At 58.8% G+C, this 14,919-nt stretch carries 13 protein-coding genes; 6 read left to right on the plus strand and 7 right to left on the minus strand.

What is annotated here, in order from left to right:
* Positions 1-21: 21 nt before the first annotated feature.
* Positions 22-1,287 carry a diaminopimelate decarboxylase gene (lysA, locus tag ACR0JG_RS17510; protein ID WP_480571489.1) on the plus strand — a complete coding sequence of 422 codons (1,266 nt, stop codon included), beginning with the start codon at positions 22-24 and terminating at the stop codon, positions 1,285-1,287.
* Between the two features lie 96 nt (positions 1,288-1,383).
* On the plus strand, positions 1,384-3,870 hold the full coding sequence (locus ACR0JG_RS17515; RefSeq protein ID WP_480571589.1) for a TIGR02302 family protein: 2,487 nt from the start codon (positions 1,384-1,386) through the stop codon (positions 3,868-3,870).
* On the opposite strand, the gene ACR0JG_RS17520 is transcribed toward ACR0JG_RS17515, so the two are convergent.
* A complete protein-coding gene (locus ACR0JG_RS17520) occupies positions 3,867-4,634 on the minus strand; it encodes a zinc-ribbon domain-containing protein (RefSeq protein ID WP_480571492.1) in 768 nt (255 codons plus the stop codon). The two genes, ACR0JG_RS17515 and ACR0JG_RS17520, sit on opposite strands and share 4 nt — an antisense overlap.
* Before the next feature lie 182 nt (positions 4,635-4,816).
* Between ACR0JG_RS17520 and ACR0JG_RS17525 the strand changes: the two genes are divergently transcribed.
* Genes ACR0JG_RS17525 through ACR0JG_RS17540 form a run of 4 tightly spaced genes read left to right on the plus strand, consistent with a single transcriptional unit; the run spans position 4,817 to position 7,722 of the window.
* A complete protein-coding gene (locus tag ACR0JG_RS17525; protein ID WP_170423929.1) occupies positions 4,817-5,494 on the plus strand; it encodes a cell division ATP-binding protein FtsE in 678 nt (225 codons plus the stop codon).
* Positions 5,491-6,390, plus strand: a complete 900-nt coding sequence (locus ACR0JG_RS17530) for a cell division protein FtsX (protein ID WP_480571495.1) — start codon at positions 5,491-5,493, stop codon at positions 6,388-6,390. Before ACR0JG_RS17525 ends, ACR0JG_RS17530 begins: the two co-directional genes overlap by 4 nt.
* Positions 6,390-7,130 (plus strand): lysophospholipid acyltransferase family protein, encoded by a 741-nt coding sequence (locus tag ACR0JG_RS17535; protein WP_480571499.1) that lies wholly within the window; start codon positions 6,390-6,392, stop codon positions 7,128-7,130. The genes ACR0JG_RS17530 and ACR0JG_RS17535 overlap by 1 nt, the downstream gene beginning before the upstream one ends.
* A complete protein-coding gene (locus tag ACR0JG_RS17540; RefSeq protein WP_480571502.1) occupies positions 7,117-7,722 on the plus strand; it encodes a pyridoxamine 5'-phosphate oxidase family protein in 606 nt (201 codons plus the stop codon). The genes ACR0JG_RS17535 and ACR0JG_RS17540 overlap by 14 nt, the downstream gene beginning before the upstream one ends.
* A 17-nt stretch (positions 7,723-7,739) precedes the next feature.
* Here ACR0JG_RS17540 and ACR0JG_RS17545 read toward each other — a convergent pair whose 3' ends face one another.
* From ACR0JG_RS17545 to ACR0JG_RS17570, 6 genes are all read right to left on the minus strand, one after another.
* Positions 7,740-8,048: an EthD family reductase gene (locus ACR0JG_RS17545; RefSeq protein ID WP_170513910.1), complete on the minus strand. Its 309-nt coding sequence runs from the start codon at positions 8,046-8,048 to the stop codon at positions 7,740-7,742.
* A gap of 121 nt (positions 8,049-8,169) precedes the next feature.
* Entirely contained in the window at positions 8,170-9,558 is a 1,389-nt protein-coding gene (lpdA, locus tag ACR0JG_RS17550) for a dihydrolipoyl dehydrogenase (protein ID WP_170513084.1), read from the minus strand.
* Between the two features lie 71 nt (positions 9,559-9,629).
* A complete protein-coding gene (locus ACR0JG_RS17555; RefSeq protein WP_170395780.1) occupies positions 9,630-9,899 on the minus strand; it encodes a hypothetical protein in 270 nt (89 codons plus the stop codon).
* 1 nt (position 9,900) lies between these two features.
* Positions 9,901-11,415, minus strand: a complete 1,515-nt coding sequence (gene odhB, locus ACR0JG_RS17560; RefSeq protein WP_480571505.1) for a 2-oxoglutarate dehydrogenase complex dihydrolipoyllysine-residue succinyltransferase — start codon at positions 11,413-11,415, stop codon at positions 9,901-9,903.
* A gap of 3 nt (positions 11,416-11,418) precedes the next feature.
* Positions 11,419-14,376 carry a 2-oxoglutarate dehydrogenase E1 component gene (locus tag ACR0JG_RS17565; RefSeq protein ID WP_480571508.1) on the minus strand — a complete coding sequence of 986 codons (2,958 nt, stop codon included), beginning with the start codon at positions 14,374-14,376 and terminating at the stop codon, positions 11,419-11,421.
* Positions 14,373-14,912, minus strand: coding sequence for a DUF805 domain-containing protein (locus tag ACR0JG_RS17570; RefSeq protein WP_480571511.1), 540 nt, complete (start codon positions 14,910-14,912; stop codon positions 14,373-14,375). Before ACR0JG_RS17570 ends, ACR0JG_RS17565 begins: the two co-directional genes overlap by 4 nt.
* Between the last annotated feature and the right edge of the window lie 7 nt (positions 14,913-14,919).

Consider the following 14,919-nt stretch of genomic DNA (forward strand, 5'->3'; position numbering starts at 1 on the left):
TTTTGGTCTAAGCGCGCAGGCATGGATCATTTTCTCTACCGCGACGGCGCGCTTTTCGCCGAGGATGTGCCAATCTCCGAAATCGCAGCCGCGGTCGGAACCCCGTTCTATGTCTATTCGACGGCGACGCTGCAGCGGCATTTCAAGCTGTTCGATGACGCGCTTGAGGGCACTGATCACCTGGTCTGCTATGCGATGAAAGCGGCCAGCAATCAGGCGATCCTGAAGACGCTGGCGCAGGCAGGTGCGGGAATGGATGTGGTTTCGGGCGGGGAATATCTGCGCGCCAAAGCCGCGGGCGTGCCCGGAGACAAGATTGTCTTTTCGGGCGTCGGCAAGACAGCGGATGAGATTCGTACCGCTCTGACCGGTGGAATTCGTCAGTTCAACGTCGAATCCGAGCCCGAAATGCAGGTGATCAATGCGGTTGCACTGGAATTGGGCAAGGTTGCGCCGATCACTGTTCGGGTGAATCCGGACGTGGATGCAAAAACCCACGCCAAGATCGCCACCGGCAAGTCCGAGAACAAGTTCGGCATCCCAATCTCGCGTGCGTCCGAGGTTTATGCACTGGCCGCAAGCCTTCCGGGACTGGAGGTGATTGGGATCGACGTTCATATCGGCTCACAACTGACCGAGTTGGAACCGTTTGAGCTGGCTTATAACAAGGTTGCGGAACTGACAGAGCGCCTACGCGCAGAGGGGCATAACATCCGCCGCCTCGATCTGGGCGGTGGTTTGGGTATTCCTTATGCCCGTTCCAACGACGCGCCGCCGCTGCCGGTTGAATATGGTGCGATGGTCAAGAAAACACTGGGCCATCTGGGCTGCGAGATCGAGATTGAGCCCGGTCGGCTGATCGCTGGCAATGCGGGTCTGATGGTGTCCAAGGTCATCTATGTTAAATCCGGCGAAGACCGCGATTTCCTGATCCTCGATGGCGCAATGAACGACCTGATCCGCCCCGCGATGTATGAGGCGTATCATGATATAGTGGCGGTCGAAGAACCTGCCGCAGGGGTCGAACAGCGCCCTTATGACATCGTCGGCCCGGTCTGCGAATCTGGTGATACATTTGCCAAACGGCGCAACATGCCCCCTCTGAAATCGGGCGATCTTATCGCATTCCGCAGTGCAGGTGCCTATGGTGCAGTCATGTCTAGCGAATACAATACGCGGCCCCTGATCCCTGAGGTTCTGGTGAACGGGGATCAATTTGCCGTAATTCGTGAACGCCCAAGCTTTGACGAAATCATAAACCGCGATACCATACCTGAGTGGCTTTGACGCGATAGGCGCGTCGGGCCGATCAGGAGGCCCGCCTTGCGCGACAACCAGACCTTGCCAATTCCAAGACTGTCCCTGTGGCTGACGCACGGGGGTATGCTGGCTGAGCAGGTGATGCGCGCCTTCTGGCCGTTCTTTTCTATTCTTATGGCGCTGCTGGCCGCCCTGATGCTGGGTCTGCACGATCTTGTGCGCATTGAAGCCGTTTGGAATTCTGCAGCGGTCGGATTGATTGCTTTAATTGCGACAGCGGTTTTGGGAATCAGACGGTTCCACCTGCCAACCCGGGCCGAGGCGCTGGTTCGGCTGGATGAAACCCTGCCCGGACGCCCGATACAAGCACTGATGGACGATCAGGCAATCGGTGCGATGGATGCGGATTCGGTGGCACTGTGGCATGCGCACCAGACGCGCATGGCAGATCGTGCATCAAAGGCCGATCCGGTGAAACCCGACTTGCGGCTGGCGTCTCGCGATCCCTATGCGCTTCGCTATGCTGCCTTATTGGCACTCGTCGTTGCGGCTCTGTTCGGCTCGTTCTGGCGGATAGGCTCGGTCGCTGACATGACGCCGGGGACCGCTCAGGCGGGGCAGGGCCCGACTTGGGAGGGTTGGGTTGAACCGCCGCGCTACACCGGGCTGCCAACGCTCTACCTTGCCGATCAGACCGATCCGACGTTGACGGTGCCTAAAGGCAGCCGCATCACGCTACGATTCTATGGCGAGGTCGGCGCACACAGCCTGACAGAATCTTCGACACCTCTGGGCACCGAAGCCGCGACAGAACCGGAACAGGAATTTGTTGCCGAACGCTCGGGTCAGATGCGGATCGATGGCCCGGCCGGGCGCGATTGGGCGCTTGAGATCCTTCCAGACACTGCGCCCAGGATCGCGACGGCAGGAGTGGCGCAATCAGAGACTGGCGGACAGATGAAGCTGCCTTTCGCTGCTGCGGATGACTATGGAATCGTCTCCGGCACCGCCCGGATCGAATTGGACCTGCCTGCGGTCAACCGTCAATTCGGTCTTGCGACCGAGCCAGAACCGCGCGAGATCATTACGGTCGAGTTGCCAATGCCGATTACAGGCGATCGGACCGATTTCACCGAAGACTTGATCGAGGATTTCTCGCAGCACCCTTGGGCACATTTGCCAGTGAAAATAACCCTCATGGCTATCGACGCGGCAGATCAAGAGACGGTGGCGGAACCTTATCTGACAGAACTGCCGGCCCGTAGGTTCTTTGACCCATTGGCTGCTGCGGTGATCGAACAGCGGCGCGATCTGCTCTGGTCGCGCGAAAACGCGCTGCGTGTATCGCAATTGCTGCGCGCGGTTTCGCACCTACCCGAGGACCTGTTCCGCTCAGATACAGCGTATCTGCGTCTGCGTGTGATCCTGCGGCGGCTGGAGACCTTCGACAAATACGGCGCACTGAACGTCAAACAGCAGGAAGAAATTTCGCAAGCACTGTGGGATCTGGCGGTTCTGATCGAGGATGGCACGCTGGCCGACGCATTGGAACGGATGCGTCGTGCGCAGGAGCGTCTGACCGAAGCGATGCAGAACGGTGCCAGCGACGAAGAGATTGCCGAACTGATGCAGGAGCTGCGCGAAGCGACACAGGATTACATGCGGCAACTCCAGCGTCTGGCGCAGGAAAACGGTGAGACGCAGCAAGGACAGCAGGGCCAGAACGGCGAAACCCTGCAGATGTCGCAGGATGACCTGCAGCGAATGATGGACCGCATTCAGGAGCTCATGGAACAAGGCCGCATGGCCGAGGCGCAGCAGGCATTGGAAGAGTTCCAGCAAATGATGGAAAACATGCGCGTCACACAAGGGCAGGGCCAAGGTGGCCAGTCCGAAGGACAGCAGGCCATGGAAGGGCTGGCAGAAACCCTGCGCGAACAACAGGGCCTCAGCGATCAGGCATTCCGCGACCTGCAGGAACAGTTCAACCCCGGTGCGCAAGCGGGCGAAAGTCAGGGCAATGAGGGTCGCAACGGTGGTCTGGGACGCGGCCAGAGCCATGAAGGCCAGGGCGGCCAGGGCCAGGGGCAGGATGAGGCTGGTGAAGGCCAGCAAGGTCAGGGGTCACTGGCGGATCGGCAGCAGGCGCTGCGGGATGAGTTGAGTCGGCAACAACAAGGTCTGCCCGGCGGTGGTACACCCGAAGGCGACGCTGCGCGCGAAGCATTGGGCCGTGCGGGCCGGGCCATGGACGACGCCGAAGACGCCTTGCGCAGCGATGATCTGGCCGAGGCGATTGACCGTCAATCCGAGGCGATGGAAGCCTTGCGCGAAGGCATGCGTTCACTGGGCGAAGCCCTGGCGCAGAACCAGCAGAACCAGCCGGGTCAAGGGACCGAGGCCGGCGACATGCAGGCCAATAACCGCGATCCATTGGGTCGTACGCCAGGTTCCGCGGGATCAATCTCGACCGACGACAACCTGCTGCAAGGCGAAGATGTATATCGCCGTGCGCGCGAGTTGCTGGATGAAATCCGCCGTAGGACCGGTGAACAGGATCGGCCTCAGATCGAGTTGGAATACCTCAAGCGATTGCTCGAAAGGTTCTAGTTCTGCCCTGCGCCCCCGGTCTGTGTCTCAAGCCAAAGGCGCGCTTGATCGACCAGTGAGACATATGATTTCAGCATCGGATCAGCCTGAGGAACCGCCTCGCTGATCTGATTGGCGTTTCCATATATCAGAAACAGAATAACGCCGATGATAATGATCAAGGCAAAGCCACGCAGAAACCCACCGGATTTGCGGGCCGGAGCAACGGCTTCAGCTTCGTCCGATGTCAAGTCGCTGCGCAGACCCGAGTTGATCGCCTCAACATCCGGCAGTTCATCTTTCTGACCTGCGTCAGCGGCGGTTTCAGTGGCCGAGGGCCGTTTCGGTTTGACTTTGGGCTCCTCAGGCGGATCCAATGCCAGATCAGGTTGGCTTTCCAGATTGCTGCCTTCACGCTCGCGCAGCTCTGCCTCGCGTGCAGCCTCTTCCTTGAGGATGCTGGATACCGCTGGGTCTACGTTTCCAACACTCAATTCCTCGGGCGCATCGGGTTCTGGTATGTCTTCTGCCTTAACCTTTTCTGGCTCGGCCTTGGCCGTATCGGGTTCTGGCGCATCTTCTGACTTAACATCTTCCGGTTCGGCAAAGGCTGCCTGGATTGCAGTCGCAGATTTCGCTTCCGGCTCTGCTTTGCTGGCGACTGGATACTTTTCCTGAAACCAGGTCTCTTCGCAGGCCGAGCATTGAACTTCGCGCCCGTCCTCGGGGATCACTTCGTCCGGGACTTCGTACTGGGCGCTGCAATTCGGACACGTTAAACGCATTCTGCCTCCTGGCCTTCAAGGCTGGCCTGATAATAGTTTTTTCAGGGATGATATTCCGTTAAGACCCAACAGCAAAGCGTGTTTTCGGTTTCGCGGGCCAAGTGTCGCCAATTGGCCCCGCCCGAGGCATTGAATCCACCGCTGCGCTCGGGCAAGAGGTGAGCAGAACAAAGGGGGCAGGCGTGATCGAGCTGGAGAATATCAGCTATACCTACGGCGGTGGTGAGTTGCTGAGCGATGTTTCGCTGCAATTGCAGCCCGGATCGTTCCACTTTCTGACCGGGCCTTCGGGTGCGGGCAAGACCACATTGCTGAAACTCTGTTATGGCGCGTTGTTGCCAACCTCGGGCAGGTTGATGGCCTTTGGCGAGGATATCGCCCGCATGGACCGTGATCAGATGGCGCTGCTGCGCCGCCGAATTGGCGTGGTGCATCAGGATTGCCGATTTTTGGATCACATGACGCTGGCCGAGAATGTCGCGTTGCCGCTGATGGTCTCGGGGCGCTCTGAAAATGGGCAGCAGGACGATCTGACCGAACTGCTGGGCTGGGTCGGGCTTGGCAGCAGGCTTGAGGCGCACCCGCCTGAACTATCGGGGGGCGAACGCCAGCGTGCCGCATTGGCCCGCGCAGTCATCCTATCACCCGATGTGGTGCTTGCGGATGAGCCCACCGGCAATGTGGACTGGGAGATGTCGCAACGACTTCTGCGCCTGCTGGTTGAATTGAACAGGATGGGAAAAACCGTGCTGATCGCCACCCATGACCTAAGCCTGATCCGCGCCGCCAAAAGCCAGGTTCAGGCTCGCGTTCTACGCATCGCGCAGCGCCGGGTGCAGCTTGCGGGGGCGGATCTATGAGCAAGGGCACGATCCGCAACCTGCTGCGCCGCGACACCCGTGCCGACCGGGTGGTGCCACCCACGGGCTTTACCGCGCAATTGACCCTGTTCGTGTCTGGTGCGATGGCCTTTCTGGCGGTTTTTGCGCTGGCTCTTTCGTTAGCCTCGGGCCGTGTGGCGGATCGTTGGGCTTCCGAGTTGGCGGGGGCAGCGACCTTGCGGATCAATGCCCCTGCAGATCAACGTGCGGCGCAAACCGAGGCTGCTTTGAATGTCCTCCAGCAAACGCCGGGTGTGGCTTCGGCTCGCGCGTTGACGAGCGAAGAGCAGGCCATACTGCTGTCACCCTGGTTCGGACCGGACTTGCCTCTGGACACTTTACCAATCCCGCAGCTGATAGAGATTATCGAAGGTGAGCCGGGTCTTGATGCGGCTGGCCTGCGGCTGCGGCTAGGGGCTGAGGTGCCGGGCGCAGTGCTGGATGATCACACTCGCTGGCGCGAGCCATTGGTTGATGCGGCCAATTCACTGCGGCGTCTGGGCTGGATTTCGATCCTGCTGATCGGTGGCGCCACTGCCGCCATGATCACGCTTGCCGCCAACGCCTCGCTTGCCGCCAACGCGCAGATAATCGAGGTTCTGCGTCAGGTCGGCGCGCGGGACCGGTTCATCGCCGGAGCGTTCGTGCGCCGCTTTACGTTCCGGGCGCTGTTTGGGGCAGCGGTTGGCACTTTGCTGGGTATGACGGGTGTATTGTTGCTCCCCGAAGCCTCGGATGCGGGTGGTTTTCTCACTGGCCTTGGGTTTCAGGGTATCGGTTGGATCCTGCCCGTGCTGATCCCGGTATTGGGCGCGGCCGTTGCGTTTCTGGCCACATGGTCAGCCGCGCAGCGCAAGTTGAAGGAGCTTTCGTGATGTTCATGGCTATTCAATGGGTCCGGTCGCTGATCTTTATGATCACCATCTATGCCTGGATGCTGGTGCTGGGGCTTGTCTTTGCCCCCTATGCGCTGTTCGCCAAGCGTGGCGCATTGCGAGCATGCAAAACCTATGCGCGCACAACCAAGTGGTTGGCCCGCTGGATGGTCGGTATTCGCTGCGAAGTGCGCGGGGAAGTCCCACATGGCGAGGTTGTGATCGGCGCCAAGCACCAGTCGTTTCTGGACATCATTATAATCTTCGACGCCATCCCACACGGCAAATTCATCATGAAGCGAGAGCTTCTGTGGACGCCGGTCATTGGCATGTATGCGCGCCGTCTGGGATGTATCCCGGTCAATCGCGGAAAACGAGGGGCGGCGGTTGCCAAAATGGTCAAGGATGTTGCGCGCGAGTTCAGCGAACCCGGTCAGTTGGTGATCTACCCGCAAGGTACGCGCGTCGCGCCAGGGGTACACAAGCCTTACAAGGTTGGAACGGCGGTTCTGTATGAAGGGCTCGGGTTCCCGTGCGTACCCGTTGCCACAAATGCGGGCGTCTTCTGGCCCAGAACCGGTGTCATGCGCAAGCCCGGCACGGCGATTGTCGATTTCCTAAATCCAATCGAACCCGGCGTTGCGCGGAATGCCTTTCTGGAACGGCTGGAAAACGTGATTGAGACACGCTCGAACGAATTGATGAGAGAAGTGGGGTTTGATCCGGATGGAATTCGTTAAGGATATCACTGCCCTTGAGGCTCTGTATGGCACGCCCGGCGCAGCCTCCATACGCAAAGTGGCGCGGCGGCTAACACCGCTCTACCGCAAATGGATTATGGCCTCACGCTTGTGTATCCTCAGCACCGTCGGCTCCGAAGGTGTCGATGGCAGCCCGCGTGGAGATGAAGAGCCAGTTGTGTTGGAACTGGACCAAGGCACCCTGGCACTGCCGGATTGGCGGGGAAACAACCGCTTGGATTCCCTGCGAAATATCGTACTCGATCCACGCGTCTCATTGTTGTTCATGGTGCCCGGTTCGAACAATGTGGTTCGGGTAAATGGGAACGCTCAACTGACTGCTGATGAAGCCCTGCGCGCCCGGTTCGAAAAACACGGAAAACGCCCCGCAACCGTCATCGTAATCGAGATATCCGAGATTTACACACAATGCGCGCGCGCCCTGATCCGGGCCAGAACCTGGAGTGGCCACGATGAAAGCGAGGGCCTGCCGACGGCTGGCGAGATATTGTCGGAAATGACGTCAGGAGAGGAAGGCGGCGCGCAATATGATCAGGAATGGGGTGCCCGCGCCGCTAAAACCATGTGGTAGGCAAGGATGGCTCTGATTCAGCCGATCACCTCACCGATCAGCATCTGCGGTTTGACATTGGTGAAGTTTGGCAGATCGGCCAGGACAGGGCCTGCCTTTGACATAGCGTCGTTCATGGCGTCCTGATCTTCAAACATGATCGTTGCGATCGCGTAATGACCTGCTGGCGCTTCAGGGCCTCCCGCAATGCCTTTGGTTACGACCGTACGTTCGATATGTGACCCCATGTGCTCGCCGACAAGCGGAAGATGTGTGTCGACATAATAGTCGAAATCGAAATGTGTTTCTGTACCTATGGGATAGATCACCTGTAAACTGACGCTCATCTGACTTCCTTTCCAAAAGCAATGGAGTCAGTAAACCGCGTCTGATCACCTGCCGCAAATGGTTTTGAGCGACACGGGGTGCCGCTCAAGGAGACTAGGTAGAGGACCTGCTCAGGTTTGGTCAGCTATGAATTGGCCCGTCACCACAGGCGAGCGCCGCCTCGCGCACTGCTTCGGAATAGGTCGGGTGAGCGTGACAGGTCAGGGCCAGATCTTCGGCTGATGCGCCGAATTCCATGGCGACGCAAACCTCGTGGATCAGGTCTCCGGCCGCGGGGCCGATGATATGCGCGCCCAGAATGCGATCGGTTTCTTTGTCTGCCAGAATCTTGACGAACCCGTCGGCTGCGAAATTCGCCTTGGCCCGGCCATTGCCCATGAACATGAACTTGCCGACCTTGTAGGCGCGGCCCTGTTCTTTGAGTGTCGCTTCGGTCTCACCCACATTGGCCACCTCGGGCCAAGTGTAGATGACCCCAGGAATAACACCATAGTTCACATGACCATGCTTGCCTGCAACCTGCTCGGCTGCGGCCATGCCCTCGTCTTCAGCCTTGTGGGCCAGCATCGGGCCTTCGGTCACGTCGCCGATGGCGTAGATGCCCGGCACGTTGGTCTGCCAATCACTGCCGACCTTGATCTGGCCGCGCGGGGTCATCTCGACGCCTAAAGCATCCAGCCCCAGACCCTCCGAATAGGGCTTGCGCCCGGTGGCCACCAGCACGGTATCAGCATCGATGACGTGCTCGCTGTCATCCTTGAGCAGCTTGTACGTTACCTTGGCTTTGGTCTTGGTGGCTTCGGTCTTTTGCACCGCAGCGCCCATGACGAACTTCAAACCCTGTTTCTTCAGGATGCGCTGGAAAGTCTTCTGAACCTCGGGGTCCATACCCGGCGTGATTTCCTTGAGGAATTCGATCACCGTCACCTCTGCGCCCAAACGGCTGTAGACCGAGCCCAATTCAAGCCCGATCACACCGGCACCGATCACAATCATTTTCTTGGGAACTTTGCCCAGAGACAACGCGCCAGTCGAAGTCACCACGACCTTTTCGTCAACCTCGACGCCAGGCAGTGCCGATGGCTCAGAGCCCGAAGCGATAATGATGTTCTTGGTCTCATGGACCTCATCACCAACCTTGACCTTGCCCGCAGCAGGGATTGAGCCCCAGCCTTTCAGCCAATCGATCTTGTTCTTCTTGAACAGAAACTCGATGCCCTTGGTGTTGCCATCGATGACCTCGTCCTTGTAGGCCTGCATCTGCTTCCAATCGACCGAAGGTGACTTCCCCTTCAGTCCCATCTTTGCAAAGTTGTGTTCGGCCTCGTGCAACTGATGGCTGGCATGTAACAATGCTTTCGAGGGGATACAGCCCACGTTCAGGCAAGTCCCACCCAGCGTCTCGCGCCCCTCGACAACTGCGGTTTTAAGGCCCAGTTGGGCGCAACGGATGGCGCAGACATAGCCGCCTGGTCCGGCGCCGATTACGATGACGTCATAATTTGCCATTACATTCTCCTAAATCGACCGGCTGATCCGGCAGCGTCCCGATCCGGTATGGCGGGTCGGGTACCTATATTTCAAACGGGTTCCAGCAGCTTGATTGATATATGCGCAATGCCGCCGCGTTCATGGTGCATCGCCAGTTCTTCGGACCCAAAAAAGGCTTTGGCCTTATCCAGATTCATAACCTCGAACATCGCTATCGCATGATCCCGCTGATCTGGATCGCGCCAGACATGCAGGTCGCGGATACCCGCGGCCTTGCGCATCGGTTGATCCTCGCGGAACACTTTCAGCCAGGCATCGAAATCGGCCACATCGGCTTGCCACAGTACATGAGTCGCCATCTTACAGATCCATCAGCAGACGGCGCGGGTCTTCCAGCGCCTCTTTTACGCGGACAAGGAATGTCACAGCACCCTTGCCGTCCACAATACGGTGATCATAAGACAGCGCCAGATACATCATCGGGCGGATTTTGATCTCACCATTGATGACCATGGGACGATCCTGGATCTTGTGCATGCCCAGAATGCCCGATTGCGGCGGGTTCAGGATCGGTGAAGACATCAGCGAGCCGTAGACGCCTCCGTTCGAGATCGTGAACGTGCCGCCCTGCATTTCCGCCATCGAGAGTTTACCATCACGGGCGCGCTTGCCCTTTTCGGCGATGGCTTTCTCGATCGCTGCGAAAGACATGGAGTCCGCATCCCGGATGACTGGAACCACCAGCCCTTGCGGCGTACCTGCGGCCACACCCATATGCACGAAGTTCTTGTAGACGATGTCATTGCCGTCGATCTCGGCATTCACTTCGGGCACTTCTTTCAGCGCATGACAGCAGGCCTTGGTGAAAAAGGACATAAAGCCCAGACGTACGCCATGCTTCTTCTCGAACTGGTCCTTGTACTGGTTGCGCAAAGCCATCACCTCAGTCATGTCCACCTCGTTATAGGTGGTCAGGATCGCGGCGGTGTTCTGCGCGTCCTTCAGGCGCTTGGCGATGGTCTGGCGCAGACGGGTCATGCGCACGCGCTCTTCGCGGCTCGCATCCTCGGCAGCCACAGGCGCGCGCGGAGCTTGGGCAGCGGGGGCGGGCACAGCCGCCGCAGGCGCTGGGGCCGTAGCTACTGCAACTGCCTTTGCCACGTCTTCTTTCATGATACGACCATCGCGTCCGGTGCCAGTGACCTGATCCGCAGACAGACCGGCTTCGGCCATCGCTTTCTCAGCCGATGGAGCGTTGGACACGTCTTTACCTGTGCTGGCTGCAACCGGAGCGGCGACGGCTGCCACCGGAGCCGCTGCCGCACCTGCGGCTGCGCCCGAGATCACCGCCAATTTGGCAGAAGCATCGACCGTGCTGCCTTCAGGCGCAACGATTTCAGCCAGAACGCCTGCCGCCGGGGCAGGGACCTCGACCGAGACCTTGTCGGTTTCCAGTTCGCACAGCATTTCATCCTGTGCAACGCTGTCGCCGACTTGTTTGAACCATGTCGAGACTGTAGCCTCGGTGACGGATTCACCCAATGTCGGCACCATCACATCCACACTGCCGCCTGATGCTGCGGGTGCCGCTGCCGCCGGGGCCGGGGCCGCCGCTGCCGGAGCAGGCGCAGCTCCTTCGCCCGCCGCAATCGTGGCAAGCAGGGCATCGACGCCCACGGTCTCACCTTCGGCTGCAACGATCTCACCCATCACGCCAGCAGCGGGTGAGGGCACCTCGACCGTGACCTTGTCGGTCTCAAGTTCACATAGCATCTCATCTACGGCGACTGCATCGCCGGGTTTTTTGAACCAAGTCGCAACGGTGGCTTCGGTGACAGACTCGCCCAGCGTGGGAACACGAACTTCAATCGTCATCGTTTACTTTCCTTCAATGCTCAGCGCTTCGTTCACCAGCGCTTCTTGTTGGGCTTTGTGTTGGCTGGCCAGACCCGTCGCGGGCGAGGCCGAAGTTGCGCGACCGGCATAGACCGGACGAGTGTGTTTTGCGCCAATGCGGGTCAGAACCCATTCGATATTGGGCTCAATAAAGGTCCAAGCCCCCTGGTTCTTGGGTTCTTCCTGACACCAGACCATCTCGGCCCCCTTGAAGCGCTCAAGCTCGTTGATCAGCGAATGCGCAGGGAAAGGATAGTATTGCTCGATCCGCATTAAGTAGATGTCGTCGATGCCGCGCGCATCACGTTCCTCAAGCAGATCAAAATAGACCTTGCCCGAGCACATGACGACCCGCTTGATCTTGTCATCTGCCACCAGTTTAGTGTCCGAGTTGCCCTGTTGAGCATCATCCCACAGCACCCTATGGAAGCTCGAGCCTGTGGTGAATTCCTCGGCCTTGCTGACCGCCAGCTTATGGCGCAGCAGCGACTTCGGCGTCACCAGGATAAGCGGCTTGCGGAAGGTCCGGTGCAATTGACGGCGCAGGATGTGGAAATAGTTCGCAGGCGTTGTGCAGTTCGCCACGATCCAGTTGTCCTGACCGCACATCTGCAGGAACCGCTCAAGCCGTGCAGATGAGTGTTCTGGGCCTTGCCCTTCGAACCCATGCGGCAGCAGCGTGACCAGACCAGACATCCGCAGCCACTTCGATTCACCCGAACTGATGAACTGATCGAACATGATCTGTGCCCCGTTCGCGAAATCGCCAAACTGTGCCTCCCAGAGAACAAGCGCGTTGGGCTCGGCCAGTGAATAGCCATACTCGAACCCAAGCACCGCGTATTCGGACAGCATCGAGTCAATCACGTCGTAATGTGATTGGCCCTTGCGGATATTGTTCAGCGGGTAATACCGTTCCTCGGTTTCCTGATGGACAAATCCAGAATGGCGTTGGCTGAATGTGCCACGCGTCGCGTCCTGTCCGGCCAAACGTACAGGGTAGCCTTCGGTCAGCAGAGAGCCAAACGCCAGAGCCTCGCCCGTTGCCCAGTCAAAGCCGGTTCCGTTTTCGAACATCTGTTTTTTGTGGTCCAGCAACCGGCCCACGGTTTTGTGCATCGCAAAACCTTCAGGGGTGCTGGTCAGAGCGGTGCCGATCTCGGCCAGCGTCTCTGGTGTAATTGCGGTTTCACCGCGCATGTATTCGTCTTTATGCTTGTCCAGATGCGACCAGCGCCCATCCAGCCAGTCGGCTTTGTTTGGCTTGTAGTCTTTCCCAGCATCGAACTCTTCATTCAGATGTGCCTGAAAGGCCGCCTTCATGTCTTCAATCTCGCCTTCGGGGATAAGCCCGTCCCTGACAAGGCGCTCGGTATACAACGACAACGTGGTTTTATGCGTCTTGATCTTCTTGTACATGATCGGGTTGGTGAACATGGGTTCGTCACCCTCGTTATGACCAAACCGGCGGTAGCAGAAGATATCCAGCACCACGTCCTTGTGGAACTTCTGGCGGAACTCGGTCGCCACCTTGGCGGCATGCACCACCGCCTCGGGGTCGTCGCCATTCACGTGGAAGATCGGAGCCTCAACCATCAGCGCGATATCCGTGGGATAAGGGCTGGAACGGCTGAAATGCGGCGCGGTGGTAAAGCCGATCTGGTTGTTTACCACGATATGCATGGTGCCGCCGGTCTTGTGCCCCTTCAGGCCCGACAGGCCAAAGCCTTCGGCGACAACGCCCTGACCGGCAAAGGCCGCATCACCGTGCAGGAGGATGCCCATGACCTTGGTACGGTCCTCGTCGTTCAACTGGTCCTGCTTGGCGCGGACCTTGCCCAGAACGACAGGGTTTACCGCCTCAAGGTGTGAGGGGTTCGCCGTCAGCGACAGGTGCACGCTGTTGCCATCAAACTCGCGGTCGCTGGAGGCGCCGAGGTGATATTTCACGTCGCCTGACCCATCTACGTCCTCAGGCTTGAAGCTTCCGCCCTGAAACTCGTTAAAGATCGCGCGATAGGGCTTGCCCATTACGTTGGCCAGAATGTTCAACCGGCCCCGGTGGGGCATGCCGATCACGATATCGCTGAGGCCCAAGGCGCCGCCGCGCTTGATGATCTGTTCCATCGCAGGGATCAGCGCCTCGCCACCATCCAGACCAAACCGCTTGGTGCCCATGTATTTCACATGCAGGAATTTCTCGAACCCCTCGGCCTCGACCATCTTGTTTAAGATCGCCTTGCGGCCTTCCTTGGTGAAGGCGATTTCCTTACCGAACCCCTCGATGCGTTCTTTCAGCCACGCGGCCTCTTCCGGGTTCGAGATATGCATGTATTGCAGCGCGAAGGTGCCGCAATAGGTCCTCTTCACGATCTCGACGATTTGGCGCATGCTGGCCATCTGCAGGCCCAGCACGTTGTCAATAAAGATCGGTCGATCCATGTCAGCATCGGTGAACCCGTAAGTCTTCGGGTCCAGCTCGGGATGCGTACTGGCGGCGCGCATGCCCAGCGGGTCCAGATCAGCTGCCAGATGGCCCCGGATACGATAGGCCCTGATCAGCATCAGCGCCCGCAGGCTGTCCAGCACCGCGCGCTTGATCTGGTCATCGCTGACCTCGACCCCCTTGGCTTCGGCCTTGCCCTTGATCTTCTTGCCTGCCGCCTTGGCGTCGATCTCGGCCCACTCGCCAGTCAACGCACCGGTCAGATCATCCGCAGGCATCGGAGGCCAATCGCTGCGTGCCCACGAAGGCCCCTCGGCCTCGCGCTGCACATCCGGCGCGTCATCGCCCATGGCCTTGAAGAACTCGACCCAGGCTGCGTCGACCGCACCGGGGTTCTTGGTGTACTGGGCATAAAGCTGCTCCAGATATTCGGCATTATGCCCCTGCATGAAGCTTGAGGCATGAAAGGCGGTGTTGGGCGAGTGTTCGGTCATTGGGCTACCTCATATGGGTTGGGACCGTATTGGTTGGTGCCTGGTTCGCTGGGGCGGGTCAGCCACCACAGAACCAGGAGGGGCGACACAAACAGGACAAGAAGTGTCGGAATGACAATAAGAAGAGTTGCGCGGGTGAACAGGATATCCAACGTGCCGCCATGGAACTGGCTGGCAAGGCCGATGCCAAAGATCAGAACCGCCAGCGCACCGAGGATCAGCAGGATTGGCAGCAGAGCATAAAGCCCGCTGCGCCCCGTATCATGCATCCGCCGCCACGCGACGGCCAGATGCGGGAAAAAGACGATCAGGCTGACGATGCTTTGGACCGGGCCTGTTGAGGTGGCCGTGACGGATTTGGATGTTTCGGTTTCAGTCACTGCGACCTGAGTGAAGAACTGCAAGTCGATGATCCCGGCAATGATGCTCCAGATCACGATGAACAGGAAAAAAAACCAGTATTCGGGCCGCGAGGCACGGCCCGAAAAGGTGAAAAACTTGGAGAAACAGGTTTTAATGGCTTCGCCGAAAGTCATGTTTACC

The organism is Ruegeria sp. AD5 (assembly GCF_056542345.1).

Coding starts and splice junctions, on each gene's coding strand:
- lysA (WP_480571489.1), top strand. CDS start 22: ATGGATCATTTTCTCTACCGCGACGGCGCGCTTTTCGCCGAGGATGTG.
- ACR0JG_RS17515 (WP_480571589.1), top strand. CDS start 1,384: ATGCTGGCTGAGCAGGTGATGCGCGCCTTCTGGCCGTTCTTTTCTATT.
- ACR0JG_RS17520 (WP_480571492.1), bottom strand. CDS start 4,634: ATGCGTTTAACGTGTCCGAATTGCAGCGCCCAGTACGAAGTCCCGGAC.
- ACR0JG_RS17530 (WP_480571495.1), top strand. CDS start 5,491: ATGAGCAAGGGCACGATCCGCAACCTGCTGCGCCGCGACACCCGTGCC.
- ACR0JG_RS17535 (WP_480571499.1), top strand. CDS start 6,390: ATGTTCATGGCTATTCAATGGGTCCGGTCGCTGATCTTTATGATCACC.
- ACR0JG_RS17540 (WP_480571502.1), top strand. CDS start 7,117: ATGGAATTCGTTAAGGATATCACTGCCCTTGAGGCTCTGTATGGCACG.
- ACR0JG_RS17545 (WP_170513910.1), bottom strand. CDS start 8,048: ATGAGCGTCAGTTTACAGGTGATCTATCCCATAGGTACAGAAACACAT.
- lpdA (WP_170513084.1), bottom strand. CDS start 9,558: ATGGCAAATTATGACGTCATCGTAATCGGCGCCGGACCAGGCGGCTAT.
- ACR0JG_RS17555 (WP_170395780.1), bottom strand. CDS start 9,899: ATGGCGACTCATGTACTGTGGCAAGCCGATGTGGCCGATTTCGATGCC.
- odhB (WP_480571505.1), bottom strand. CDS start 11,415: ATGACGATTGAAGTTCGTGTTCCCACGCTGGGCGAGTCTGTCACCGAA.
- ACR0JG_RS17565 (WP_480571508.1), bottom strand. CDS start 14,376: ATGACCGAACACTCGCCCAACACCGCCTTTCATGCCTCAAGCTTCATG.
- ACR0JG_RS17570 (WP_480571511.1), bottom strand. CDS start 14,912: ATGACTTTCGGCGAAGCCATTAAAACCTGTTTCTCCAAGTTTTTCACC.